This window comes from Bacillus sp. PS217 (assembly GCF_037963535.1).
Taxonomy (GTDB): domain Bacteria; phylum Bacillota; class Bacilli; order Bacillales; family Bacillaceae; genus Bacillus; species Bacillus subtilis.
Window position 1 is genome coordinate 993,503 of the sequence record NZ_CP150157.1, and the last position, 25,497, is coordinate 1,018,999.

The window sequence follows — 25,497 nt, forward strand, 5'->3', positions numbered from 1 at the left end:
AACAGGATTACACGTTTTTTTAACGGCCGGGTTCTAAGTCCTCCAGCATTTCCATCATCGTGTTGTCGTCCATGACATTCATTGCGCTTTGTTCAAAATGAATGGGTTCAGCATAATGCTGCTGTCTTTTTTTCGCGGCTGTCTCAGTTTGCCTAGTTTGAGACTGTGTATGCTGGTGCTGTGTTTGCTGCTGTCCGGCGTGCTGGTGCTGACGGCCATTTTGCCGCTGGCTTTGATGCTGCGAACGGTCCTGGTTATCACCGCTGCTTCCGCTAAATGCTTGTTTGACCATGTTTCCTACATTAGAAGCATCAAACGTGTTATTTTCTGAATTTCGTCTGTTCATTTGTCCTGTGATAAACCCGCTGATTCTGTGGCGGATCTGAGGTGATAATGCAGCAATAAGCATAGTTGATCCTATGATCAATGCTGCGGGGCTGATTCCTCTTCGCTGGTTGAACAACATGATCCCTCCTTTGCAGTGTATTCATATTTTCCCCCTCGTTAGACAAATTAACCGTTATATTTCCCGGGAAAGCATTTCCTCCAGATTTGCATGCATAATTAAAGCCAGTTAGAAAAACCTATAAGTAAAGTGATAAAGGAGGAATTCACATGTTTGGAAAAAAACAAGTCCTTGCGTCTGTGCTTCTTATCCCTTTGCTTATGACTGGCTGCGGTGTGGCCGACCAAGGTGAGGGCAGACGTGATAATAATGATGTAAGAAACGTAAATTATCGAAATCCGGCCAATGACGATATGCGCAATGTAAACAATCGGGATAACGTTGACAATAATGTTAATGATAATGTCAATAACAATCGTGTAAATGACGATAATAACAACGACCGAAAACTTGAGGTTGCTGATGAAGCAGCTGATAAAGTAACAGACCTAAAAGAAGTAAAGCATGCCGATATCATTGTGGCTGGAAATCAAGCCTACGTTGCAGTCGTTTTAACCAATGGAAATAAAGGTGCAGTAGAAAACAATCTGAAGAAAAAAATAGCCAAAAAGGTAAGATCTACTGACAAAAACATTGATAATGTTTACGTTTCAGCTAACCCTGATTTTGTAGAGCGTATGCAAGGATATGGAAAACGTATTCAAAATGGTGACCCAATCGCCGGATTATTTGATGAATTTACACAAACTGTACAGCGCGTATTCCCTAACGCTGAATAAATAAAAAAAGCCGCACAATTTGTGCGGCTTTTTCTTTGCGTTAATGACACACTGCGAACTCAGGCTGCATAGAGTAAAAATAAAAAGGTACAAGACGGACCGGCTCAGGGAGGGAGACGTTTGCGGGATGGCATAGGAAAGCGTGCGGCATCCGCTCTATTCCTGTGCGGAGTCCTTGTGATGCTGGCTGTGAGCTCAGCCATCGTATCAAGCGCGATGTATATCCTGTCTTTTCCAGGTCAGGCATCTGGAATAACAAAAGAACAAGTGACGAAGCACATGAAGAAAGAGTCATTCAAACAGGCCGATATTTATTACACTTCTAAGGAAAAGTCCTTACTGCCATTGACGAAAGAAACGCTTGAATATGCGGTCAGTATTAATCAGATTATGATTGGATATTCGAATCAAAAGCCTATTGACATTATTTTTTTTCCTAATGAAAAACAGATGGAGGCTTACTCCGGTTTATTGGATGTAGTTGGTTTTTATTCTGAACGGGAGCAGCTGATCGGATTGTTGCCTGAAGAGAAAAAGAAACTGTTAGAAGGGGACGAGGTAGCGGTTTATTTGTACCAGAGATTGTTGATTCATGAATACTCGCACCATGCGTTTCACCAGAAATTGAAGGAGCTTGAGACGGATCCCGATGAGTTTCCGTTATGGTTTCATGAAGGGTTAAGCGAGTGGATTGCGAACTACGAATTGCTCATAGATCCGATCACGTTTTCTGTCGTGCCCTTTGACCGTTTGCAGACTGATCGAGACTGGCAGGAAGCCAGAGCCGAATATGACACTGATGTCTATTTGCAAAGCTTTTATATGATCGATGAGCTGACGGACAAATATGGGAAAGACATTATTTCAGAAATGATTAAGGAAACAGCAAAAAAAGGGGACTTTGAAAAAGGGTTTAAATCAGCAACAAAGGAAAGTCTTGATCAATTTGAAAAAGATTTCAAGAAAAAATTTGAAAAAAACAGTGCGGCATTGGATAGTATCTATCCAATGCCTTTGTTATTAGTGAAGTCCTTGCTGACCCATTCCGCCTTGTGTCGGAGGCATTTGTCCTTGGGCAGGGGCGAATGAATTTCTCAGCTGTTCCATATCCTGCGCATCAAGCTGAGGAACCTGGTAATAGCCGTGTTTGTTTTGGTATAGGAAAATTTCAAATGCCATTTCAACATACTCCTGAATTTGCGCAGACAGTACGCGTCTTACGGCCGGATTTGTCATTTCCAGAGAAGCCATCGTCAGCATAGAAGCTTGTGCTTTAATCGCGCAAAGCATTTGTCGGCTGATGATGCTGTCATCAATATCATTCATGGATTGAACAGGTTTTTTAGGCTGTGACGGCTGCATGCCGTAAACAGCCTGGTTGTCCTCCTTCATCATATAAGTTGCTGTTTTTTGTGAAGGTTCGCTGCCTGTTTTGAAGCATTCTGCAGTTATATTGTATTGAGATGTAATGAATTGATGTTGACGATCAAGGATGTTTAATAATTCTTGATCCTTACAGAATTGTCTCAGCATCATAAACTGATCTAGCACAGTAAGTGTTCCGGAAAGCACCTCATGCATATCAAACATTTCATGTCCGCCGTGGTTTTTATGCGGTTTGCCAGGAATACCTTTGTTCATTTGGGATTGCTGCTGCTGATTGAACTGATCCAAACCGAATTCCTCCTTTTTTTTCAGATCAGCTGTATTTTGTGTCAGTCTGCCGTGTATTATGCAGAAGCCTGAAAGGAATTATATGCTGTCTGTCGAAATGATAAGCAGACAAAATCGTTGTCATTATGTGTATATTAAGGGAGGAAATATGATGAGGCGTATTCTGCATATTGTGTTGATCACGGCATTGATGTTCTTAAATGTAATGTACACGTGCGAAGCTGTAAAGGCAGCTGCAGCTGAACCGCAACAGCCTATATCGATTGAGAAGGCAATACAGCAAAAAGAAGGACAGGCGCTTGTCGAAGGATATGCAGTCGGCCAGGCTGTTTCCCCGCAGCATTATAAGCTGACAAGCCCTTTTTCAAATGATTATAATGTTGCGCTGGCAGACCGTAAAAACGAGACATCGCCCGAACACATCCTTCCTGTGCAAATCCCCTCCGCCTTCAGAAGCCAATTTGGGCTGCAAACTAATCCGCTTCTTCTTGGGAAAAAGATAACGGTTCAAGGAAAGCTTGAAAATTACTTTAACACGACAGGACTTAAAAACGTTCAGTCGATGAACGTAACCGATGACACGAAAACTCCGCCGGCTGAACAGCCAGTGACCATAAATGAAGCACGGGGAAGGCTGAATGAAGAAGTAACGATAAAAGGGATCATTACAGCTGATCAAAACGCAATCGGAGGCGGGAAACTGTCGACCTTTTTGCAAGATGAAACCGGAGGCATTAACATTTATTCGCCATCCCCTGAACAATTTCCCGAATTAAAAGAGGGTATGGATGTCACGGTGACAGGGAAAATCACGTCTTACCAGGGGCTGAAAGAAATCGTTCCAAACTCATCAGGCATCAAAATCAACCAGTCAAATCAATCCCTCCCCGCCCCCAAACACTTAACAATCAATGAACTTATTAACGGCAGCCTAGGTGATAAGTATGAAGGACGCCTTGTGAAACTAACCGCTTTTGTTTCCTCAATTCCAAGTTCTCCTGCCGGCGGCGGTTACAATGTAACAATGATTGATGACGACCATCAGGCAATGACGCTCCGGGTTATGAATGAAACAGCGGTGATAAACGAGCTTGATGAGGGCAAATGGTATGAATTTACCGGTGTGTTAAGCAGATACCAAACCTTTCAGCTGCTTCCGCGAAAATCGGCTGACCTGAAGCTGCTTGAAGAGCAGCCCGCACCTCCGTCTGCAGAGGGAGAATATGAAGGGATTGTTGACCGGGTAGTTGATGGCGATACCATTCATCTCAAATCTCCGGTGCTTGGAACGACAAAAATCCGGTTTGTAAATGTAGATACACCCGAAACATATCACACACCAAAAAACGACGCAGATGAAAATCAATTAAGATTTGGCAAAAAAGCATCTGACTATCTAAAAACGGTTCTGTCCCCGGGTGATAAAATTACTGTCAAGGTCGGGAGTGAAGCCAAGGACAGCTATGGCAGATTGCTCGGACAAGTCATAACCGAATCAGGTTCCAACGTAAACTTAGAGCTTGTAAAAAATGGCTATGCTCCGACGTATTTTATTTGGCCGGTTGACAATGAAGAGGATTATCAGCAGTTTCAGGCCGCAGTAGCCGCTGCAAAAAAAGACCAAAAAGGAATTTGGAATGAAAACGATCCGCTCATGGAAATGCCGTTTGAATTCAGAGCCAGAGAGCAAGGGAAAGGCTTAACAAGATATGTGGGGGACTCGTCGAATAAAACATATGTGCAGCCAGCTGACTGGAAGAAGGTAGCTGTGGAAAACAGAATTTTCTTCGCTTCAGCAAGTGAAGCGGAGAGCGCGGGATATAAAAAAAGGCAAACGGCACCTCAAGAACATGTGCCGCTTAGAATTCTCAGCATGAATGATTTGCATGGCAAAATCGATCAGCAATATGAGCTTGATCTTGATGGAAATGGAATTGCAGACGGCACGTTTGGACGCATGGATTATGCCGCCGCATATTTAAAAGAAAAAAAGGCTGAAAAGAAAAACTCGCTGATTGTGCACGCGGGAGATATGATCGGCGGAAGCTCTCCAGTTTCCTCTCTTCTTCAAGATGAACCGACTGTAGAACTGATGGAGGACATCGGATTTGATGTCGGAACCGTGGGAAACCATGAATTTGATGAAGGCACGGATGAACTGCTGAGGATCTTAAATGGCGGTGATCATCCGAAAGGCACAAGCGGATATGATGGACAGAACTTTCCCCTTGTATGTGCCAATTGTAAAATGAAATCAACTGGAGAGCCCTTTTTGCCGGCTTATGACATCATAAATGTGGAGGGCGTACCCGTTGCTTTTATCGGGGTTGTCACACAGTCGGCAGCTGGCATGGTTATGCCTGAAGGAATAAAAAATATCGAGTTTACAGATGAAGTGACAGCGGTGAATAAGGCGGCCGAAGAGCTCAAGAAAAAAGGCGTGAAGGCCATCGCGGTTCTCGCACATATGTCAGCTGGACAAAACGGCAACGCCATTACCGGTGAGTCTGCTGATCTTGCAAACAAAACAGATTCTGAAATTGACATGATTTTTGCCGCGCATAATCATCAGGTTGTTAACGGTGAAGTGAATGGAAAACTGATTGTTCAAGCGTTTGAATATGGAAAAGCGATAGGTGTCGTTGATGTAGAGATCGATAAAACGACAAAAGACATTGTCAAAAAGTCCGCGGAAATCGTATATGTTGATCAAAGTAAAATCGAACCGGATGTCAGCGCGTCAGCCATTTTAAAGAAATACGAAACAATTGCGGAACCGATTATCAGCGAGGTAGTCGGCGAAGCCGCTGTTGATATGGAAGGGGGGTATTCAAATGACGGCGATACACCTCTTGGAAACCTGATTGCGGATGGTATGAGAGCTGCCATGAAAACGGATTTTGCTCTTATGAATGGCGGCGGCATACGTGAAGCGTTGAAGAAGGGCCCGATTACGTGGGGAGATCTTTACAACATTCAGCCGTTTGGAAATGTGTTAACGAAGCTTGAGATTAAAGGAAAAGATTTAAGAGAGATTATCAATGCTCAAATCTCGCCGGTTTTTGGGCCTGACTACAGCATCAGCGGGTTTACGTATACGTGGGATAAAGATACCGGAAAAGCAGTTGATATGAAAATGGCAGATGGCACCGAGATCCAGCCCGATGCCACATATACATTGACCGTCAACAACTTTATGGCGACTGCGACAGGAACCAAATATCAGCCAATCGGACTGCTGGGAAAAAATCCGGTGACTGGGCCAGAGGATTTGGAAGCGGCAGTTGAGTACGTGAAGAGTTTTGATGAGCCAATTGCGTATACAAAAGAGGGAAGAATTAAGCTCGCTGCAGCCAGTGATATTGAAGACCCTGTAACAGAAGACCCGATTACGGAAGAGCCTGGAGATGATCCGGGGACGGAGGATCCGATTAAAGAGGATCCAAGGCCAGATGAAGATTTGCATGATATAAAAGAAACTCCGGGAACAGCACCGGTTCATCAGCTTCCGCCTTCAGCCATTTCGAGATTCAATGAAATACCAATCAACAACACAAAAACCGCTGATACTGCTAATAGCATCAGCACATTGCCGTTACAAACCGAGACTGCGGAAAGCGGGTCTGATCATCAGCTTCCGGATACGTCAGCGGGCTACTATAACTTTATGGTGATCGGTGCGGCGGTGACATTGTCCGGAACTTATCTATATGTCAGAAGAAAAAGGAGCGCCTCCAGAACGTGAAAAAAGTTATTCCACTATTTATCATTGCTGCCGGCCTAGTGATCACAGGCTATGGAGGCTTTAAATTGATCGATACGAATATGAAAACGGAACAGACATTAAAAGAAGCAAAACTGGCGGCTAAAAAGCCGCAGGAACCTTTGGGGACAAAAAATAGCGCAGATCAAGCAAAGAACAAAGCATCATTTAAGCCTGAGACCGGCCAAGCGAGCGGCATTTTAGAAATACCGAAAATCAATGCAGAGCTTCCGATCGTGGAGGGCACCGATGCTGATGATTTAGAAAAAGGTGTCGGGCATTACAAGGACAGCTATTATCCTGATGAAAACGGACAAATTGTGCTTTCGGGGCATCGGGATACCGTGTTTCGCCGGACGGGAGAGCTGGAAAAGGGGGATCAGCTCCGCATTCTCCTGTCATATGGAGAATTCAGATATGAAATTGTAAAAACAAAAATTGTCGATAAGGATGACACATCTATTATCACGCTCCAGCATGAAAAGGAAGAGCTGATTCTGACGACCTGCTATCCGTTTTCATACGTCGGAAATGCCCCGAAACGCTATATTATATATGGAAAACGAGTGACTTAAAAAGCCGAGGCAGTGCCTGCGGCTTTTCTTCATGAAAAATATGTGCGGCAAAGGTTTTTCATATCAGCCGGGAAAGGGGCTTCAGCAACTATGAGCTCGTCTGTTATCGGGTGAACCGCTTGTACTTTATTGGCGTGCAGTGCCTGCCTGTTTAGCAGCTTGCTCCCGCCTCCGTAAAGCGAGTCTCCTGTCAACGGATGTCCGATGCTCGCCATATGAACACGGATTTGGTGTGTTCTGCCTGTTTCCAGCTCTAATTCAACGAGCGACAGCCGTTCTTTCGCATTGCTGGCCATTACCTTGAAATGAGTGACGGCTGTTTGCCCGCCTGGTGAAACCCGGCGTCTTGTCGGGTGTGATCGGTCTCTGCCGATCGGTGAATTAATTGTCCCTTTTTTCGTCCGGAGCTTATCTTCAGCGATGGCGGTATACGTACGCTTCAGCGTCTTTTTCTCTAACTGCTGGTCTAAGATGGCGTGTGCCAAACGATGCTTGGCAAAAACGATAGCGCCAGATGTATCCTGATCAAGACGATGGACGTGGCGCACCTTACATGTTTCGCCATTTATCTGATAATGATACGCGATCAAATTAGCCAGTGTGCCGGTTTGCCCATCCTCATTCGGATGCGTCGCGATGCCAGCGGGTTTATTGACGATGAGCATATGATTGTCCTCATATAAAATATCAAGCTCGCCATACTCCGGAATGACCGAAGATGCTTCAATTTCCTGAAGATCAATGAACACGCGGTCTCCCTTTTTTACAATCATATTGTTTAAGACGGATTCGTGATTGACCTTTATCTGTTGATGGGACATCCAGTCTTGTATCACTGATTTAGAAGCTTTGAGCGCTGTTTTGAGTACGGAAAACAGCCATTGGCCGTCCTGTTTTTCATTGATGAGGATCTCAAGCCCTCTGCCTTTTTGGTTCATATTAAATGGCTCCTTTTCGAAGCGGAAGGCTGCTGTTTCTCATAGGAAACACTTACCTTAGCTTTCGCGTTTTTTTCTGTGCTATTCTTGAGTAAGACTTTAGGATATTCGATGGCAAGAAAGGTGATTGACGTGAGAATTGTGAACGCAGCAACTGCAGAACAGGAGAGCTTTATCAAGGAGCTGACTATGGAGCTGATCCATGATGTATTTCCTCTTTATTTCTCCGAACTGGACATTCAGCGCTTTAAAAAGAAAGGCGTTCTGTCTTTAAATAACCATTATTACCAAGGAACATTAAAAGAAGCATTTCAAATTATGGCTTGTCTGCAAATGATACATATTATCCTGACCAAGCCTTCGCCGTACTCTGATTTGAGTGATCAGGCGATTTTTGAAAAAAACAGCAAGATGCTGAATGATTTTGGGATTTATTTTCCGTTTGCTTTTTCTGACTTTCAAAAGAAGACTAACAAAGCCTTTTTCGGTCAAAGAAGGCTGATATAATCATGCGGGAAGGGCTTTTCTATTTTCAGAAAAGCTCTTTTTTGTATCAGAGAAATCATATCATAAAACCTTTCCTCTAACTCCCTTTTTAAACGGCTCGTGTCTGAACATACTAATGATTGAAAGGGGTGCTGACAATGAGTTCAGTTAAAGATACAATGACAACGCAGGTGGCAACCGTTTCTCCGAATCAAACGATTCAGGAAGCGGCTTCTCTAATGAAACAGCATAACGTCGGGGCGATCCCCGTTGTAGAGCAAGGTGTTTTAAAAGGAATGCTGACTGACCGTGACATTGCATTAAGAACTACAGCTCAGGGCCGTGATGGCCAGACACCCGTTTCAGAAGTGATGTCAACAGAACTCGTATCAGGAAACCCTAATATGAGTCTGGAAGACGCGTCGCAGCTGATGGCCCAGCACCAAATCCGCCGCCTTCCTATTGTAGATCAAAACAATCTAGTCGGGATCGTTGCGCTTGGAGACCTGGCAGTCAATCAGATGTCGAACGAGTCTGCGGGATCAGCGCTGACAAACATTTCTCACCAAAACATTCATTAATAAGAAAGAGCTTGCAGTGTGCAGGCTCTTTCTTCACATAAAGCTTTACTTTTTGAAAGCAGACTTGTTTCGGGGTATAGTTGAGTGTATACATATGTCTCAATTCGGACTAAAGGAGTTGTACCCAGTGATTAAAGCGTTAATTTTTGATTTTGACGGGCTTATTCTAGATACAGAAACACACGAATATGAGGTTCTTCAGGAAATATTTGAAGAGCACGGCTCAGTGCTGCCGCTATCTGTCTGGGGAAAGGTCATCGGAACTGCTGCGGGATTCCGGCCTTTTGACTATTTAGAAGAGCAGATCGGGAAAAAGCTGAACCATGAAGAACTCACAAAATTGAGAAGAGAGCGGTTCGCCAAACGCATGGAAACAGAAAAAGCGAGACCTGGTGTCGAAGCGTATTTGAATGCGGCAAAGGATTTAGGCTTAAAAGTAGGCCTTGCCTCCAGCTCTGATTATAAATGGGTTTCCGGCCATTTGAAGCAAATCGGCCTGTTTGATGATTTTGAAGTTATTCAAACTGCTGATGATGTGGAAGAGGTAAAGCCGAATCCTGAACTCTATTTATTGGCGGCAAAGAACCTCGGGGTATCGCCAGCGGAATGTCTCGCGTTTGAGGATTCTGTCAATGGTTCGATTGCTGCGAAACGTGCAGGCATGAAGTGTGTCATTGTCCCGAATAAAGTAACGGGTACCTTGATGTTTGAAGACTATGATCACAGGCTTGAATCAATGGCGGAGATGGAGCTCGCCCTATTGCTTGATCATCTGAACTCACAAAACTAGAAAGGAGCGAGTAGGTTGTCTGAGAAATTAGATTTGACCCGGTTTGAAAAGAAAATGGTTATCCGCAATATCGAAGAGAAAGACATCGACAAGATTATCGATCTTCAAAAGGACTGCTTTCCAGGAATGGAGCCTTGGAAGCGGGAGCATTTAATCAGCCATTTGGAGCATTTTCCAGAAGGACAGTTTTGTGCAGAATTCGAGGGTGAAATTATCGGTTCGTGCTCAAGTCTCCTGATTAACTTTGATGAATATGATGACCGCCATACGTGGCAGGACATTACAGATGACGGTTATATCACCAACCATAATCCTGACGGCTTGAATATGTACGGAATTGAAGTCATGGTGCACCCGAAATACAGACGAATGAAAATCGGCCACCGTTTGTACGAGGCGAGAAAGGACTTAGCCAGACGCTTAAACCTGAAAAGCATCATCATAGGCGGTCGGATTCCAAACTATCATAAATATGCAGAGGAAATGACAGCGAGAGAGTATGTTGAACAGGTGACACGCCACCAAATTTACGATCCGGTTCTTTCTTTTCAGCTGATGAACGGCTTTACCCTTATGCGAATTAACCCGAACTATCTCCCGGATGATACAGCTTCGATCAAGTATGCGACGCTGATGGAATGGAATAATGTCGATTATCTACCGCAGCAGACAAAACGCTATTATAAATCGGCGTTCCCTGTTAGAATTTGTGTGATCCAATACGAAATGAAGAAAATTTATTCCTTTGAGGAATTTGCGAATCAAGTAGAATACTATGTCGATGTTGCTTCAGACGCAAGATCTGATTTTGCGGTGTTCCCAGAAATTTTCACAACCCAGCTGATGTCCTTCCTTGAGGAACGGTCACCGAGCTTGGCGGTGCAGAGAATTACCGAGTATACAGAAGATTACATCAGCCTGTTTACTGACTTGGCTGTGAAGTATAACGTCAACATTATCGGCGGATCTCATTTCGTCGAAGAGGAAGGCAAGATCTATAATATCGCTTACCTGTTCAGACGGGACGGAACAATCGAAAAGCAATACAAACTCCATATTACGCCGAATGAACGCAAATGGTGGGGGATCAGCGCAGGTGACCAGGTTCGCGTGTTTGATACGGACTGCGGAAAAATCGCGATCCAGATCTGTTATGACATTGAATTTCCTGAGCTTGCCCGGATTGCGGCTGATAAAGGAGCCAAAATCATCTTTACGCCATTTTGTACAGAAGACCGTCAAGGCTATCTGCGTGTCAGATACTGTTCGCAGGCAAGAGCGGTTGAAAATCAAATTTATACGGTTATCTCGGGAACGGTTGGAAACCTTCCGCAAACGGAAAACATGGATATCCAATACGCCCAGTCAGGCATCTTTGCCCCGTCTGATTTTGAATTCGCCCGAGACGGCATTGTTGGCGAAACAAACCCGAATATTGAAATGGTCGTCATCGGCGATGTTGACCTGGAAATTCTCAGAAGACAGCGCCAAAACGGTACAGTGCGCCAGCTAAAAGACAGACGGCGTGATATTTATCATATTCAATATGAAAAATAATCCCCAAAAAACCCGCCTGAATTGGCGGGTTTTTTAAAACAAAAGCGGAATTGTTTAGGTGCTATCTTTAAAATAAAAGTAGGTATAGCGGAGGTGCCTTATGGAGTTTCTGTATTTTCGCCATTTCCTATATCATACAGAAAACGGCTAGGCTTCATATTGCTATTGCAATGGCTGTCCAAGTTGTTTCGAGTGCAACCTTTATCAGTACGATGCTGAGCATTGTCACTTTGCCTGTTTTGCTTTGGAAGCTTCATCCTCTTTCTTCTTGAGAAAGGGGATGTTTTATTATTTACGCGGTTTATTGACTCTGACCCGGTCTGGCTTTATATTGAAGGCAGGGAAATCATCACCAAGACATCACATAAAGAGAAGGTCTGTTTCAATTGAATTGGCATTATAGGGAACGCTAATGAAATGGAGATGATGGGGATGGAAAACATTCAGCAAAATCAGGGATTAAAGCAAAAAGATGAGCAATTTGTGTGGCATGCCATGAAGGGGGCGCATCAAGCGGACAGCCTGATAGCCCAGAAGGCCGAGGGGGCCTGGGTAACCGACATAGACGGACGCCGCTATTTGGATGCGATGTCCGGTTTGTGGTGCGTCAACATTGGTTACGGCAGAAAGGAGCTTGCGGAGGCTGCCTATGAGCAACTAAAGGAACTGTCTTACTACCCGTTAACGCAAAGTCACGCACCCGCAATTCAACTGGCGGAAAAGCTGAATGAATGGCTTGGCGGCGATTATGTTATCTTTTTTTCCAACAGCGGATCGGAAGCAAACGAAACTGCTTTTAAAATTGCCCGCCAGTACCATCTGCAAAACGGCGACCACAGCCGTTATAAATTCATCTCAAGATATCGGGCATACCACGGCAATACATTGGGAGCGCTCTCAGCTACCGGACAGGCGCAGCGGAAATATAAATACGAGCCTTTGAGCCAAGGGTTCCTGCATGCAGCTCCGCCAGATATATACCGGAATCCTGATGATGCAGACACGCTTGAAAGCGCAAATGAAATCGACCGCATCATGACATGGGAATTAAGCGAAACGATTGCCGGGGTCATTATGGAGCCCATCATTACAGGCGGAGGCATCCTAATGCCGCCGGACGGATATATGAAGAAGGTGGAGGACATTTGCCGGCGCCACGGAGCCCTTTTGATTTGCGATGAAGTGATCTGCGGGTTTGGACGGACAGGTGAGCCGTTCGGGTTTATGCACTACGGTGTGAAGCCTGATATCATTACGATGGCAAAGGGAATCACAAGCGCGTATCTGCCATTGTCAGCGACTGCTGTGAAACGGGACATTTTCGAAGTGTATCAGGGGGAAGCTCCTTATGACCGTTTCCGCCACGTAAACACGTTCGGCGGAAGCCCGGCTGCCTGTGCTTTGGCGTTGAAAAACCTGCAAATTATGGAGGACGAACAGCTGATTCAGCGATCCCGCGATCTTGGAGCAAAGCTTTTAGGTGAGCTTCAAGCTCTGAGAGAACACCCGGCAGTCGGGGATGTTAGAGGAAAAGGGCTGCTGATCGGAATCGAACTCGTCAAAGACAAATTGACTAAAGAGCCGGCTGATGCCGCCAAAGTAAACCAAGTGGTTGCGGCGTGCAAAGAAAAAGGGCTGATCATCGGCAAAAACGGCGATACAGTCGCCGGCTACAACAATGTCATCCAGCTTGCGCCGCCATTTTGCCTGACAGAAGAGGACCTTTCCTTTATCGTGAAAACGGTGAAAGAAAGTTTTCAAACGATATAATATAAAAGTGATTTATTAAAGGAGCACATGATGAGTTTTCACAACCAGCCGATCTTACCGGCTATTCGCAATATGAAGCAATTTGATGAGTTTTTGAACAGTTCGTTCTCTTACGGTGTTATTCTTGATATTCATCTCGGCCAGCTGAAGGGCGTGATCAAAGAAGCGCAAAAGCACGGAAAGAACATGATGGTGCACGTCGATCTCATTCAAGGGATTAAGCATGACGAATACGGTGCGGAATTTATATGTCAGGATATCAAGCCCGCTGGGATTATTTCCACAAGATCGAATGTGATTGCCAAAGCGAAGCAGAAGAAAATTTATGCCATTCAGCGCCTGTTTTTGCTTGATACAAGCGCGATGGAGAAAAGCATGGAGTTTATCGGCAAGCATAAGCCTGACTTCATCGAAGTGCTTCCCGGCATCGTTCCGTCACTCATTCAGGAAATAAAAGAGAAAACAGGGATTCCCATCTTTGCCGGGGGTTTCATCCGTACGGAAGAGGATGTAGAGCAGGCATTGAAAGCGGGGGCTGTAGCTGTCACAACATCTAATACCAAATTGTGGAAAAAATATGAAAACTTTTTGACGGAAAGTGATTGACACCGCTTTCATGCACTGATACAATTGCACTAGGTTAATACATTGTGATGGAGAACTCGGAGACCACAGCAGCTCTTTACGGCAAATGTTTATGCACCCGTAAAGCGGTTTGTTGTGGTTTTTTTATTCTCTTCTTCTCTATCATGCTTTTTAATCGTGACTTTAGGAGGAATGTGCTATGACAGCATTTTGGGGAGAAGTCATCGGTACGATGCTGCTTATCATTTTTGGTGCAGGTGTTTGTGCAGGTGTCAATTTAAAGAAATCGCTTTCATTCCAGTCTGGCTGGATTGTTGTTGTATTTGGATGGGGATTGGGTGTTGCCATGGCGGCATACGCGGTTGGCGGCATCAGCGGTGCCCATTTGAATCCGGCGCTAACGATAGCGCTTGCATTTGTAGGAGATTTTCCTTGGAAAGAGGTTCCGGTTTATATTGCGGCGCAAATGATCGGAGCGATCATCGGTGCGGTGATTATTTATCTGCATTACCTCCCGCACTGGAAGTCAACGGATGATCCCGCTGCCAAGCTGGGTGTTTTCTCAACAGGGCCCAGCATTCCGCATACATTTGCAAACGTTTTAAGCGAAGTGATTGGGACATTTGTCCTTGTGCTTGGAATCTTGGCCATTGGGGCAAATCAATTTACAGAAGGACTTAATCCTTTAATCGTCGGTTTCCTCATTGTAGCAATCGGTATTTCTCTGGGAGGCACCACCGGCTATGCTATCAATCCTGCACGTGACTTAGGTCCGCGGATAGCCCACGCTTTTCTTCCGATTCCGGGGAAGGGCTCATCAAACTGGAAATACGCATGGGTTCCGGTAGTCGGCCCGATTTTAGGCGGATCATTCGGCGGCGTATTTTACAACGCTGCATTTAAAGGGCACATCACAAGCAGCTTCTGGATTGTAAGCGTTATATTGGTTGTGGTATTGTTAGGACTCTATGTTTATACGAAATCACATTCTGCTAAAACATTATCAAATTCAAAATATATTTAATCAAAGGGGAGACATCTTATGGAAACGTACATTTTATCCTTAGATCAGGGGACGACAAGTTCAAGAGCGATTCTGTTTAATAAAGAAGGCAAAATTGTCCACTCTGCTCAAAAGGAATTTACACAATACTTCCCGCATCCTGGCTGGGTTGAGCATAATGCCAATGAAATTTGGGGCTCTGTCCTCGCGGTTATCGCCTCAGTCATCTCTGAATCAGGAATCAGCGCTTCTCAAATTGCCGGCATCGGCATCACGAACCAGCGCGAGACGACGGTTGTGTGGGATAAAGATACAGGAAGTCCTGTCTATAATGCAATCGTTTGGCAGTCCAGACAGACGTCCGGCATTTGTGAGGAACTTCGTGAAAAAGGATATAATGATAAATTCAGAGAAAAAACTGGGCTTTTAATCGATCCATACTTCTCCGGCACGAAGGTGAAGTGGATTTTAGACAATGTGGAAGGCGCAAGAGAAAAAGCGGAAAAAGGCGAGCTGCTGTTTGGAACGATTGATACATGGCTCATTTGGAAAATGTCAGGCGGAAAAGCGCATGTGACCGATTACTCCAATGCCTCAAGAACACTGATGTTTAATATTTACGATTTAAAATGGGACGAAGAACTGCTCGACATTCTAGGCGTACCGAAATCCATGCTCCCTGAAGTGAAGCCGTCCTCTCATGTGTATGCGGAGACTGTTGATTATCACTTCTTCGGAAAAAATATCCCGATTGCGGGAGCGGCAGGCGACCAGCAGTCCGCATTGTTCGGCCAGGCATGCTTTGAAGAAGGCATGGGGAAAAACACTTACGGCACAGGATGTTTCATGCTGATGAATACCGGGGAAAAAGCAATTAAGTCCGAACATGGGCTTTTGACAACAATCGCTTGGGGCATTGACGGAAAAGTGAACTATGCGTTAGAAGGAAGCATTTTTGTCGCAGGCTCTGCCATCCAGTGGCTTAGAGACGGTTTGAGAATGTTCCAGGATTCATCGCTAAGCGAATCTTATGCAGAAAAAGTGGATTCAACTGACGGCGTGTATGTTGTTCCAGCATTTGTCGGACTGGGAACGCCTTACTGGGACAGTGATGTGCGCGGTTCGGTTTTCGGCCTGACAAGAGGGACAACAAAAGAGCACTTTATCCGTGCGACACTGGAGTCATTGGCTTATCAGACCAAAGATGTGCTTGACGCAATGGAAGCAGATTCAAACATTTCATTAAAGACGCTTCGTGTAGATGGAGGAGCTGTGAAAAACAATTTCCTAATGCAGTTCCAAGGAGACCTGTTGAATGTTCCTGTGGAGCGCCCGGAAATTAATGAAACGACTGCACTTGGCGCGGCTTATTTGGCGGGTATCGCTGTGGGATTCTGGAAGGACCGTTCTGAAATCGCGAACCAGTGGAATCTGGATAAACGGTTTGAGCCTAAATTGGAAGAAGAAAAACGAAATGAGCTGTATAAAGGCTGGCAAAAAGCCGTGAAAGCAGCTATGGCTTTTAAATAAAGTAATACTATGGTATAATGGTTACAAGTTAATAAGAACGGTCCTGAGATGAGGAGAGACCACAGCACCAAAGTGTAAGCATGCACTTTGGCTGTTGTGGTCTCTTTTTCTATTTACCGTGACAACAAGGAGGAGACGTAATGATGAAACATCAATTTTCAAGTCTTGAAAGAGATCGCATGCTGACAGACATGACGAAAAAAACATATGACCTATTTATTATCGGAGGAGGAATTACAGGAGCCGGAACAGCTCTTGACGCGGCATCAAGGGGAATGAAGGTCGCACTAAGCGAAATGCAGGACTTTGCGGCGGGAACATCTAGCCGATCAACGAAGCTGGTACATGGCGGCTTGCGCTATTTAAAACAATTTGAAGTGAAAATGGTCGCTGAGGTAGGAAAAGAGCGGGCGATTGTGTATGAAAACGGCCCGCATGTCACTACACCGGAATGGATGCTGCTTCCGTTTCATAAAGGCGGCACATTCGGTTCATTTACAACATCTATCGGGTTAAGGGTTTATGACTTCCTTGCAGGTGTGAAAAAGTCAGAACGAAGAAGCATGCTTTCAGCAAAAGAAACGCTGCAAAAAGAGCCTTTGGTAAAAAAAGACGGCTTAAAAGGCGGCGGGTACTATGTGGAATACCGCACTGACGATGCGAGACTGACCATCGAAGTCATGAAGGAAGCGGTGAAATTCGGGGCAGAGCCTGTGAATTACTCCAAAGTGAAGGAGCTTCTTTACGAAAAAGGCAAAGCCGTCGGCGTATTAATTGAAGATGTGCTGACAAAGAAAGAATATAAAGTGTATGCGAAAAAAATTGTCAATGCTACAGGCCCTTGGGTCGATCAGCTCAGAGAAAAAGACCATTCGAAAAACGGAAAGCATTTGCAGCATACAAAAGGCATTCACCTTGTATTTGACCAGTCTGTCTTTCCGCTGAAACAGGCTGTATATTTCGATACACCTGATGGCCGGATGGTATTTGCGATTCCTCGTGAAGGCAAAACATACGTGGGAACAACAGACACTGTTTACAAAGAGGCGCTGGAGCATCCGCGGATGACAACGGAGGATCGTGATTATGTCATCAATTCAATCAATTACATGTTCCCGGAACTGAATATCACTGCGAATGACATCGAATCCAGCTGGGCGGGGCTGCGTCCGCTGATTCATGAAGAAGGCAAAGATCCTTCTGAAATTTCACGGAAAGACGAGATTTGGACATCTGACTCAGGCCTGATCACCATTGCCGGCGGAAAACTGACTGGATACAGAAAAATGGCGGAGCACATCGTTGATCTTGTCCGTGATCGCTTAAAAGAAGAGGGCGAAAAGGATTTTGGACCATGTAAAACGAAAAACATGCCAATCTCTGGCGGGCACGTCGGCGGTTCGAAAAATCTTATGTCCTTCGTTACCGCGAAAACAAAAGAAGGAATTGCAGCCGGTTTATCAGAAAAAGACGCAAAACAGCTTGCGATCAGATACGGCTCTAACGTAGATCGCGTCTTTGACCGGGTAGAAGCGCTGAAAGATGAGGCCGCGAAACGCAACATTCCGGTTCATATTCTTGCTGAGGCAGAATACAGTATAGAAGAAGAGATGACTGCAACCCCTGCTGACTTCTTTGTCCGCAGAACGGGACGTTTATTTTTCGATATCAATTGGGTAAGAACATATAAAGATGCCGTTATTGATTTTATGAGCGAGCGATTCCAATGGGATGAGCAGGCGAAAAACAAACATACAGAAAACCTCAACAAGCTTTTACACGATGCGGTCGTACCGCTTGAGCAATAAATCATAACGGGCTGTCTGCAGCCTGTTATTTCTTTTTACGTGCCGAAAGGGCCAGATCTCAGGTTATCAAGTGACAGAGGCACCCGCTTCATATAAAATAATGGCATAAGCTGATACATAGGAGGACGAATATGACTTGGAGAAAGAGCTATGAACGCTGGAAACAGACAGACCATTTAGATCCGGAATTAAAAGAGCGCCTTATTGAATTAGAGGGAGATGAACAGGCCCTTGAGGACTGTTTCTATAAAGACCTTGAATTCGGTACCGGCGGAATGCGCGGGGAAATCGGCGCCGGGACAAATCGGATGAATATTTACACTGTGCGCAAAGCATCGGCCGGGTTTGCGGCATACATCTCGAAGCAAGGTGAGGAAGCGAAAAAACGGGGCGTTGTCATTGCTTATGATTCCCGCCATAAATCTCCGGAGTTCGCGATGGAAGCGGCAAAAACACTTGCAACACAAGGCATCCAAACATACGTGTTTGATGAGCTTCGCCCGACGCCAGAGCTGTCATTCGCTGTCAGACAGCTGAACGCTTATGGTGGAATTGTGGTAACGGCAAGCCATAACCCGCCTGAATATAACGGCTACAAAGTATACGGGGATGATGGCGGCCAGCTGCCTCCAAAGGAAGCGGACATCGTCATTGAGCAGGTAAACGCGATTGAAAATGAGCTGACGATCACAGTGGACGAAGAAAATAAGTTAAAAGAAAAAGGCTTAATCAAAATCATCGGTGAAGATATTGATAAAGTTTATACAGAAAAACTGACGTCCATTTCTGTACATCCTGAATTATCGGAAGAAGTAGATGTAAAGGTTGTTTTCACACCGCTGCATGGAACTGCAAATAAACCGGTCAGACGCGGTCTTGAAGCACTCGGCTACAAAAATGTAACGGTTGTCAAAGAACAGGAACTGCCGGATTCAAACTTCTCCACTGTTACATCGCCGAACCCGGAAGAGCATGCGGCATTCGAATATGCCATTAAGCTTGGGGAGGAGCAGAATGCAGATATTCTCATCGCGACAGATCCTGATGCTGACCGCCTCGGCATCGCGGTGAAAAACGATCAAGGCAAATATACAGTGCTGACAGGAAACCAAACCGGAGCGCTGCTGCTTCATTACCTGCTTTCTGAAAAGAAAAAACAAGGCATCCTGCCTGATAACGGTGTTGTTCTCAAAACGATCGTCACAAGCGAAATCGGCCGTGCTGTAGCTTCTTCATTCGGCCTTGATACGATTGATACGCTGACAGGCTTTAAGTTTATCGGTGAAAAGATTAAGGAATACGAAGCATCAGGCCAGTATACCTTCCAATTTGGTTATGAAGAGAGCTACGGTTATTTAATCGGGGATTTTGCCCGCGATAAGGACGCCATTCAGGCTGCGCTTTTGGCAGTTGAAGTTTGCGCGTTCTATAAAAAACAGGGAATGTCTTTGTATGAGGCGCTCATCAATCTCTTTAACGAGTATGGTTTCTATCGTGAAGGGCTGAAATCCCTGACGCTGAAAGGCAAACAAGGAGCAGAGCAAATTGAAGCGATTCTTGCTTCCTTCAGACAAAATCCGCCGCAGAAAATGGCGGGCAAACAGGTTGTCACAGCAGAAGATTACGCTGTAAGCAAACGGACGCTTCTGACTGAAAGCAAAGAAGAAGCCATCGACTTGCCAAAATCAAATGTATTGAAATACTTCCTGGAAGACGGGTCTTGGTTCTGTCTTCGTCCTTCAGGAACTGAGCCGAAGGTGAAATTTTATTTCGCCGTAAAAGGGTCATCTTTGGAAGACAGTGAACAGCGTCTTGCCGCCCTTTCTGAAGATGTAATGAAGACGGTGGATGAAATTGTTGAGTCGACGGCAAAATAATTCAAGTATGAGCTGGGTCATTGTAAATGATCCGGCTTTTTCTTTTCTCATCCAAAAGTCTGAAAGAAAATCATCCTACAAGTGAAGTAATGAAATACAAAAAACTGGTATAATCTTAAATACAAGATCAATGCCGGAGTGAGAAACGTGAGCAAAACGAGGATGGAAAAATTAAAAACGCTGAAAACGATTGCGGAAACCTTAAATCAAGGGCACGATATCAAAGCAACACTGGATGAGGTTTTAAAAGAGTTGCTGAGTCTGACAAACCTTCAATCCGGATGGATTTTTCTGATCGAAGAAGATGGGTCTTATACGTTAGCGGCCGACGCTTATCTGCCCCCGGCTTTAAGCCGCAAGGAAAAAGTGCTGATGTGCGAAGGGGAGTGTTACTGCCTGACGAAATTCAATAACGGAGGGCTTAGAAAGGCTGCAAATATCATGAACTGCAAACGCATCGAATCAGCAGAAAACCTGCATTGTTTTGACACAGAAGGGATTACGCATCATGCAACTGTGCCTTTAGAAGACGGGGACAGAAGATTCGGATTGTTAAATGTAGCGGCGGCCGGAAAAACCATGTTTGATGAGGAAGAGCTGCATTTACTCGAGTCTGTCGCCTTTCAGATCGGAACGGCAATCCAGCGTATGAGGCTTTCTGAATATCAACAAAAAAATGCTCTTTTAATGGAGCGTAACCGCCTCGCTCAGGAGCTTCACGATTCAGTCAATCAAATGCTGTTTTCCGTCAGTTTAACTGCCAAAGCTGCGAAGACACTAACAAAAGATGAAAATTTACAGCAGATGATTGATTTCATTCAAAACCTATCACAGGACGCGCTCGCAGAAATGAAAGCGTTAATTTGGCAGCTTCGCCCCGGAGGATTGGAAAAAGGGCTGGCTGAAGCCATTAAAAGCTATGGTGCGCTCATTGGATTGAAGATCATTTTTACACAAAAAGGCTGTCCTGTTCTGACTGATGAGCAGGAGCATATGCTATGGCGTGTCGTACAGGAAGCTTTAAATAACTGCAAAAAGCATGCCGGAACGGATACGGCATATGTTAGTCTGACTGCTTCTTTGTGCCATGCGGAGCTGGATATCATCGATCATGGGGCGGGATTTCGCTATGAAGCACATGCCGGTCTGCCTTCACTTGGCATAAAAGGTATGAAAGAGCGAGCGGAAAAAGCCGGAGCTAAGTTTTGGATTGAGTCAGCGCTTGGAACAGGAACAAAGCTGTCCATCAGGCTTCCGCTAACAAGCCGAAAAGGAGGGGCGGTATGAAAATTGTCATTGCTGATGATCATCATGTTGTCAGAAAGGGTCTGCGTTTTTTCTTTGCCACCCAGGATGATATTGAAGTCGTCGGAGAAGCTGCAACTGGATTAGAAGCTCTCCGTGTCATCGAAGAGACAAAGCCGGATCTTGTGCTAATGGATCTGTCTATGCCCGAGATGGACGGCATTCAAGCCATTAAAAAAGCAATACAGCAATTTCCGGATACGAATATCATTGTGCTGACGAGCTACTCTGATCAGGAGCACGTCATCCCCGCGCTTCAGGCAGGCGCGAAGGCGTATCAATTAAAGGATACGGAGCCCGAGGAATTGGTGAAAACACTAAGACAAGTGCATGGTGGCGAATACAAGCTTTCTACAGCTATTATGCCCCATGTGCTGACACATATGAAAAATCAGCACGACCCGGAAAAAGAAAAATACTATCAATTAACTAGAAGGGAAAAAGACGTTCTGACTGAAATAGCGAACGGGAAAAGCAATAAAGAAATCGCAGCAGCCTTGTTTATTTCAGAAAAAACAGTAAAAACCCATGTATCGAATCTTTTAGCAAAACTTGAAGTGGCCGATCGCACGCAAGCAGCGCTTTTCGCAGTGAAATATAACCTGAATGGAGAGATCTCAAAATGAACATGTTAGTCATAAATGGCACGCCAAGAAAACATGGCAGAACAAGAATTGCAGCATCCTATATTGCAGCTCTGTATCACACGGATTTGATTGATCTAAGCGAGTTTGTATTGCCCGTTTTTAACGGTGAAGCGGAACAATCTGAACTGTTGAAAGTACAGGAGCTTAAGCAACGCGTTACGAAAGCGGATGCGATTGTATTATTATCGCCTGAATATCACAGCGGCATGAGCGGCGCTTTAAAAAATGCCTTGGATTTTCTAAGCAGCGAACAATTCAAATATAAGCCCGTTGCATTATTGGCAGTAGCGGGAGGCGGAAAAGGCGGCATCAATGCGCTGAACAATATGAGAACTGTGATGCGGGGTGTCTACGCCAATGTCATTCCGAAGCAGCTGGTGCTTGATCCGGTGCATATTGATGTTGAAAATGCTACAGTGGCTGAAAACATTAAGGAAAGCATAAAAGAGCTTGTCGAAGAACTCAGCATGTTCGCAAAAGCAGGAAATCCCGGCGTCTAAACGCCGGGATTTGTTTATGTGAGAAGGGCTATTTGATCTTCATAAGTCAGCTCTGTGGCATGATCAATATATCGGAGAAGGGAATACAGCATCTTTTCTAAAACGGCGTAATCCTGTTCAAAATGATACGCATGCAGAAAATGCTCAATTCGTTTTGATAACAAATCGTCCTCTGTACGCACCATTAAAATTAATAAATTATCCCATTGAGAACGATGGGTGTAATAAAGCGCTTTATCGTAATCGGCATAATCCATGAATCGCTTCTCCTTTCTTGGGTGAGAAGTTCATGATTAGTTTATGCCGCATCCTCTGTTATTGACGGGGCAAAACTTGCCGTCTGCGTCAGTAAAGGGGTAGCAATATGAGGGAGACATAAAATCAAAATGCCTGAATGAAGATATCGCTTTTGGTAAACCTATGAGGGAATATATTCTGGGTACAGGAGACTGAAAAAATGAAATCCCTGCCGTATACCATCGCGCTTCTTTTTTGCGGATTGATTATCGTGTCAATGGCTGCAAAAGGTCATTCAACGGACACAGACGAGTCCGTTCAAAAGTGGGAACAGCTTGCCTGGAGCAAAATTCAGGATGAATATAAGGGCGCTTCATTTTCTGATTATGCTTATATGGGGCGTACAGAGGTGAATGATCAGCAGACGAAAGATGTCTTTCGGGTGACAGTCAGACAGAAAGATGACACTTTTTCTGTTCGGGCCGAAGTCTATTTTCATCCGGTGACAAATCATATGATCAGCATCAACGTCTTTAGGCTCTAATAAAAAACTGTACAGCCGTTAAGGCCGCACAGTTTCTGTTTTTAGAAATATCGTTTTGCACCGAGATAGCGCTGTTTCCAGTAAGAGTTGTTCATATTGGAAATGACAACTCCGGAATCGTTGGCATTTATGAATTCCCCGTTGCCTAGGTAAATTCCGACGTGGGAAGGGCCGGCTTTATATGTTGTAAAGAAAACAAAATCTCCGACAGCAGGCTGGCTAACTGATTTCATTGTGTTCCAATATCCCGCTGCCGTTAATCTAGATACGGATGTGACTTTGTTCAGTACATAGTAAATGAATCCGCTGCAGTCAAACCCGGACGGTGTCGTGCCTCCCCAGCGATACGGAACCCCAAGCTGCGCTTTAGCGGCCGAAATCATTGTGTTAATCTTCGCACTCGTTGAGCTGGTGGTGTTTGAAGAACCGGATGAAGACGATGATGAAGCTTTTCCGGAAATGACCAGCTTTTGGCCAACCTGCAAGACATCCGTTTTTAAATTGTTTTTCTCACGAATCTGCTGAGCTGTTACATTAAATTTTTGAGCAATCACCCATAAGGAATCACCGCTTTTCACCGTGTATGTAGTCGTCGTGCCGGAGCTTGCATTTGACGAAGAAGACGACGATGATGAAGAGTCTGAAGATGCTTTACCTGTCAGCTTCAATACTTGTCCAACGTAAAGCACATCTGATTTCAGATTGTTGATATTTCGGATTTGCTGTACAGTCAGGTTATAGTTATTTGCGATTTTCCAAAGTGAATCACCGCTTTTAACGGTATATTTAGTTGTTGCTGAAGTTTGGTTCGATTTGGATGAATTGTCTTTAGAAGACGTATCAGAGCCGCTTGATTTTGTTTTCAACACCTGATTCACGTAAATGGTGTCTGATTTTAAGTTGTTCAAGACCTTCAATTCAGCGATGGACATATTGACTTTGTTTGCAATTTTCCAAAGTGAATCTCCAAGTTGCACCTTATATGTTCCCGTAGAAGATGAAGAACTTGAACTCTTATTAGAACTGCTTTTTGAACTGGAGCTTGAACTCTTATTAGAGTTGCTTTTTTTACTGGAACTAGGGCTTGAAGAAACTGTACCGGACACCTTTAATTTCTGCCCAGCACGAATTAAATCGCTGCTTAGTCCGTTTAATTTTTTCAGTTCTTGCACGGTCATTTTAAACTCATTTGCGATCAGCCAAAGTGAATCTCCGCTTTTCACTGTGTAAACAGAACTTCCGCTCTTCTTGGTTGTTGAGCTTGAAGTAGATGAAGAAGTGCTGGATTTGCTGCCTGGAATAGTAAGCGTCTGGCCGATCGACAGAACAGTAGTCGAAAGATGATTGGCGGATGTGAGGGCCGCCACACTTGTGTTATAGGTTTGGGCCAGTTTCCATAAAGAATCTCCGCTTTTGACCTTAATCGTTGCTGCTTCAGCTGGTGTCACTACTAAAGTTGTGCCGACAATCGCAGATGCTGTCAGCCCTGCTGCTAATTTCTTTTTCATCTTAGCTCTCCTTTTTCCCCCAATGATTTTGCATTTGCTGTTTCTTTTTTATATCGGCACATTTGTCTCATCGTTTTGCCTTTTTATAAAAATAGCCAAATTATCTTAACAATAAGGGGGAAAAAGGGCATAAAAAAAGAAGGAATCTTAATCTATTCCTTCATTTTTAAAAGCTTCATGATATCTTCTTTGTTTTTGACGAGGTCGCGCAGTGTGTATTTGTCTAAAACTGCGAGGTAGGCTAAAAGCGCTTCATTCAGCACATGTTTTAAGCCGCAAACCGGGGAAATAACACAGAGATTCTTGTTCGCATCAAAACATTCAACAATATTAAAATCGTCCTCCGTTTTTCTGACAACCTCACCGATGTTGATGTCTTCAGGTTCCATGCCTAATCGTATGCCGCCGCCCCGTCCGCGTATCGTTTCTACGTAGCCGAGCTGGCCGAGCCTGTATATGACTTTCATGAGATGATTTTTTGAAATAGAATACGTTTCGGCAATCTGTTTTATATTTGAAAGTTCTCCGGGACGCTCTGCAGCCAGAAAAATCAACACTCTTAATGAATAATCTGTATAATTGGTTAACTTCATAATAAGACCTCAGAATAAGACATTTTCTATATCTTATCATA

At 44.5% G+C, this 25,497-nt stretch carries 24 protein-coding genes; 18 read left to right on the forward strand and 6 right to left on the reverse strand.

Annotated features, from left to right (window positions below; genetic code table 11):
- Window positions 1-19: 19 nt before the first annotated feature.
- Window positions 20-466 (reverse strand): hypothetical protein, encoded by a 447-nt coding sequence (locus NSQ83_RS05220; RefSeq protein ID WP_198878811.1) that lies wholly within the window; start codon window positions 464-466, stop codon window positions 20-22.
- Window positions 467-615: 149 nt separating this feature from the next.
- Between NSQ83_RS05220 and NSQ83_RS05225 the strand changes: the two genes are divergently transcribed.
- Both NSQ83_RS05225 and NSQ83_RS05230 read left to right on the forward strand, forming a co-directional pair.
- Complete coding sequence (locus tag NSQ83_RS05225; RefSeq protein ID WP_003245125.1) at window positions 616-1,185, forward strand: YhcN/YlaJ family sporulation lipoprotein; 570 nt, start codon at window positions 616-618, stop codon at window positions 1,183-1,185.
- Window positions 1,186-1,305: 120 nt separating this feature from the next.
- Window positions 1,306-2,274, forward strand: coding sequence for a hypothetical protein (locus NSQ83_RS05230; protein WP_003245770.1), 969 nt, complete (start codon window positions 1,306-1,308; stop codon window positions 2,272-2,274).
- Here the strand turns inward: NSQ83_RS05230 and NSQ83_RS05235 are convergent.
- Window positions 2,206-2,859 carry a spore coat protein gene (locus NSQ83_RS05235; protein ID WP_015715563.1) on the reverse strand — a complete coding sequence of 218 codons (654 nt, stop codon included), beginning with the start codon at window positions 2,857-2,859 and terminating at the stop codon, window positions 2,206-2,208. The genes NSQ83_RS05230 and NSQ83_RS05235 overlap by 69 nt on opposite strands.
- A gap of 82 nt (window positions 2,860-2,941) precedes the next feature.
- On the opposite strand from NSQ83_RS05235, the gene yhcR reads away from it, so the two are divergent.
- Entirely contained in the window at window positions 2,942-6,604 is a 3,663-nt protein-coding gene (gene yhcR / locus NSQ83_RS05240; protein ID WP_198878812.1) for an endonuclease YhcR, read from the forward strand.
- A complete protein-coding gene (gene srtA, locus NSQ83_RS05245; RefSeq protein ID WP_198878813.1) occupies window positions 6,601-7,197 on the forward strand; it encodes a sortase SrtA in 597 nt (198 codons plus the stop codon). Before yhcR ends, srtA begins: the two co-directional genes overlap by 4 nt.
- Before the next feature lie 29 nt (window positions 7,198-7,226).
- Here the strand turns inward: srtA and NSQ83_RS05250 are convergent, their stop codons facing one another.
- A complete protein-coding gene (locus NSQ83_RS05250) occupies window positions 7,227-8,135 on the reverse strand; it encodes an RluA family pseudouridine synthase (protein WP_198878814.1) in 909 nt (302 codons plus the stop codon).
- 111 nt (window positions 8,136-8,246) lie between these two features.
- On the opposite strand from NSQ83_RS05250, the gene NSQ83_RS05255 reads away from it, so the two are divergent.
- From NSQ83_RS05255 to yhdA, 13 genes are all read left to right on the forward strand, one after another.
- Window positions 8,247-8,642: a YhcU family protein gene (locus NSQ83_RS05255; protein WP_161477124.1), complete on the forward strand. Its 396-nt coding sequence runs from the start codon at window positions 8,247-8,249 to the stop codon at window positions 8,640-8,642.
- Between the two features lie 137 nt (window positions 8,643-8,779).
- On the forward strand, window positions 8,780-9,202 hold the full coding sequence (locus NSQ83_RS05260) for a CBS domain-containing protein (protein ID WP_003245462.1): 423 nt from the start codon (window positions 8,780-8,782) through the stop codon (window positions 9,200-9,202).
- Window positions 9,203-9,329: 127 nt separating this feature from the next.
- Complete coding sequence (locus NSQ83_RS05265) at window positions 9,330-9,992, forward strand: HAD family hydrolase (RefSeq protein ID WP_033883027.1); 663 nt, start codon at window positions 9,330-9,332, stop codon at window positions 9,990-9,992.
- A gap of 15 nt (window positions 9,993-10,007) precedes the next feature.
- On the forward strand, window positions 10,008-11,549 hold the full coding sequence (locus NSQ83_RS05270) for a bifunctional GNAT family N-acetyltransferase/carbon-nitrogen hydrolase family protein (protein ID WP_198878815.1): 1,542 nt from the start codon (window positions 10,008-10,010) through the stop codon (window positions 11,547-11,549).
- A gap of 417 nt (window positions 11,550-11,966) precedes the next feature.
- Complete coding sequence (locus tag NSQ83_RS05275) at window positions 11,967-13,319, forward strand: aspartate aminotransferase family protein (RefSeq protein WP_198878816.1); 1,353 nt, start codon at window positions 11,967-11,969, stop codon at window positions 13,317-13,319.
- 27 nt (window positions 13,320-13,346) lie between these two features.
- Window positions 13,347-13,925, forward strand: coding sequence for a glycerol uptake operon antiterminator GlpP (gene glpP / locus NSQ83_RS05280; RefSeq protein WP_003233388.1), 579 nt, complete (start codon window positions 13,347-13,349; stop codon window positions 13,923-13,925).
- Window positions 13,926-14,103: 178 nt separating this feature from the next.
- The gene (gene glpF / locus NSQ83_RS05285) at window positions 14,104-14,928 is read left to right on the forward strand and encodes a glycerol uptake facilitator protein GlpF (RefSeq protein ID WP_003233386.1); all 825 of its coding nucleotides are present in this window, start codon (window positions 14,104-14,106) and stop codon (window positions 14,926-14,928) included.
- An 18-nt stretch (window positions 14,929-14,946) separates the two neighbouring features.
- Window positions 14,947-16,437: a glycerol kinase GlpK gene (glpK, locus tag NSQ83_RS05290; RefSeq protein WP_021479679.1), complete on the forward strand. Its 1,491-nt coding sequence runs from the start codon at window positions 14,947-14,949 to the stop codon at window positions 16,435-16,437.
- Window positions 16,438-16,577: 140 nt separating this feature from the next.
- On the forward strand, window positions 16,578-18,245 hold the full coding sequence (gene glpD, locus NSQ83_RS05295) for a glycerol-3-phosphate dehydrogenase (protein ID WP_015715569.1): 1,668 nt from the start codon (window positions 16,578-16,580) through the stop codon (window positions 18,243-18,245).
- Window positions 18,246-18,376: 131 nt separating this feature from the next.
- On the forward strand, window positions 18,377-20,122 hold the full coding sequence (pgcA, locus tag NSQ83_RS05300) for a phosphoglucomutase (RefSeq protein WP_088467592.1): 1,746 nt from the start codon (window positions 18,377-18,379) through the stop codon (window positions 20,120-20,122).
- A 147-nt stretch (window positions 20,123-20,269) separates the two neighbouring features.
- Window positions 20,270-21,409 carry a two-component system sensor histidine kinase YhcY gene (yhcY, locus tag NSQ83_RS05305; protein ID WP_021479676.1) on the forward strand — a complete coding sequence of 380 codons (1,140 nt, stop codon included), beginning with the start codon at window positions 20,270-20,272 and terminating at the stop codon, window positions 21,407-21,409.
- Window positions 21,406-22,053 carry a two-component system response regulator YhcZ gene (yhcZ, locus tag NSQ83_RS05310; RefSeq protein WP_041335631.1) on the forward strand — a complete coding sequence of 216 codons (648 nt, stop codon included), beginning with the start codon at window positions 21,406-21,408 and terminating at the stop codon, window positions 22,051-22,053. Before yhcY ends, yhcZ begins: the two co-directional genes overlap by 4 nt.
- On the forward strand, window positions 22,050-22,574 hold the full coding sequence (gene yhdA / locus NSQ83_RS05315; RefSeq protein ID WP_003244703.1) for an FMN-dependent NADPH-azoreductase: 525 nt from the start codon (window positions 22,050-22,052) through the stop codon (window positions 22,572-22,574). The genes yhcZ and yhdA overlap by 4 nt, the downstream gene beginning before the upstream one ends.
- A gap of 14 nt (window positions 22,575-22,588) precedes the next feature.
- On the opposite strand, the gene NSQ83_RS05320 is transcribed toward yhdA, so the two are convergent.
- Complete coding sequence (locus NSQ83_RS05320; RefSeq protein WP_003233373.1) at window positions 22,589-22,831, reverse strand: YhdB family protein; 243 nt, start codon at window positions 22,829-22,831, stop codon at window positions 22,589-22,591.
- 200 nt (window positions 22,832-23,031) lie between these two features.
- Between NSQ83_RS05320 and NSQ83_RS05325 the strand changes: the two genes are divergently transcribed.
- Entirely contained in the window at window positions 23,032-23,355 is a 324-nt protein-coding gene (locus NSQ83_RS05325) for a YqzG/YhdC family protein (protein ID WP_003233371.1), read from the forward strand.
- A gap of 41 nt (window positions 23,356-23,396) precedes the next feature.
- Here NSQ83_RS05325 and lytF read toward each other — a convergent pair whose 3' ends face one another.
- Together lytF and nsrR are read right to left on the reverse strand one after the other, a co-directional pair.
- Complete coding sequence (lytF, locus tag NSQ83_RS05330) at window positions 23,397-24,863, reverse strand: peptidoglycan endopeptidase LytF (RefSeq protein WP_198878817.1); 1,467 nt, start codon at window positions 24,861-24,863, stop codon at window positions 23,397-23,399.
- A 152-nt stretch (window positions 24,864-25,015) separates the two neighbouring features.
- A complete protein-coding gene (gene nsrR, locus NSQ83_RS05335) occupies window positions 25,016-25,456 on the reverse strand; it encodes a nitric oxide-sensing transcriptional repressor NsrR (protein WP_014479293.1) in 441 nt (146 codons plus the stop codon).
- Window positions 25,457-25,497 lie beyond the last annotated feature (41 nt).

What these genes read in the sequence shown, in the direction of transcription:
- NSQ83_RS05220 (WP_198878811.1), bottom strand. Translation starts at nt 466, where the DNA reads ATGTTGTTCAACCAGCGAAGAGGAATCAGCCCCGCAGCATTGATCATA.
- NSQ83_RS05225 (WP_003245125.1), top strand. Translation starts at nt 616, where the DNA reads ATGTTTGGAAAAAAACAAGTCCTTGCGTCTGTGCTTCTTATCCCTTTG.
- yhcR (WP_198878812.1), top strand. Translation starts at nt 2,942, where the DNA reads ATGCTGTCTGTCGAAATGATAAGCAGACAAAATCGTTGTCATTATGTG.
- NSQ83_RS05250 (WP_198878814.1), bottom strand. Translation starts at nt 8,135, where the DNA reads ATGAACCAAAAAGGCAGAGGGCTTGAGATCCTCATCAATGAAAAACAG.
- NSQ83_RS05255 (WP_161477124.1), top strand. Translation starts at nt 8,247, where the DNA reads ATGGCAAGAAAGGTGATTGACGTGAGAATTGTGAACGCAGCAACTGCA.
- NSQ83_RS05260 (WP_003245462.1), top strand. Translation starts at nt 8,780, where the DNA reads ATGAGTTCAGTTAAAGATACAATGACAACGCAGGTGGCAACCGTTTCT.
- NSQ83_RS05275 (WP_198878816.1), top strand. Translation starts at nt 11,967, where the DNA reads ATGGAGATGATGGGGATGGAAAACATTCAGCAAAATCAGGGATTAAAG.
- glpP (WP_003233388.1), top strand. Translation starts at nt 13,347, where the DNA reads ATGATGAGTTTTCACAACCAGCCGATCTTACCGGCTATTCGCAATATG.
- glpF (WP_003233386.1), top strand. Translation starts at nt 14,104, where the DNA reads ATGACAGCATTTTGGGGAGAAGTCATCGGTACGATGCTGCTTATCATT.
- glpK (WP_021479679.1), top strand. Translation starts at nt 14,947, where the DNA reads ATGGAAACGTACATTTTATCCTTAGATCAGGGGACGACAAGTTCAAGA.
- glpD (WP_015715569.1), top strand. Translation starts at nt 16,578, where the DNA reads ATGATGAAACATCAATTTTCAAGTCTTGAAAGAGATCGCATGCTGACA.
- pgcA (WP_088467592.1), top strand. Translation starts at nt 18,377, where the DNA reads ATGACTTGGAGAAAGAGCTATGAACGCTGGAAACAGACAGACCATTTA.
- yhcZ (WP_041335631.1), top strand. Translation starts at nt 21,406, where the DNA reads ATGAAAATTGTCATTGCTGATGATCATCATGTTGTCAGAAAGGGTCTG.
- yhdA (WP_003244703.1), top strand. Translation starts at nt 22,050, where the DNA reads ATGAACATGTTAGTCATAAATGGCACGCCAAGAAAACATGGCAGAACA.
- NSQ83_RS05320 (WP_003233373.1), bottom strand. Translation starts at nt 22,831, where the DNA reads ATGGATTATGCCGATTACGATAAAGCGCTTTATTACACCCATCGTTCT.
- NSQ83_RS05325 (WP_003233371.1), top strand. Translation starts at nt 23,032, where the DNA reads ATGAAATCCCTGCCGTATACCATCGCGCTTCTTTTTTGCGGATTGATT.
- lytF (WP_198878817.1), bottom strand. Translation starts at nt 24,863, where the DNA reads ATGAAAAAGAAATTAGCAGCAGGGCTGACAGCATCTGCGATTGTCGGC.
- nsrR (WP_014479293.1), bottom strand. Translation starts at nt 25,456, where the DNA reads ATGAAGTTAACCAATTATACAGATTATTCATTAAGAGTGTTGATTTTT.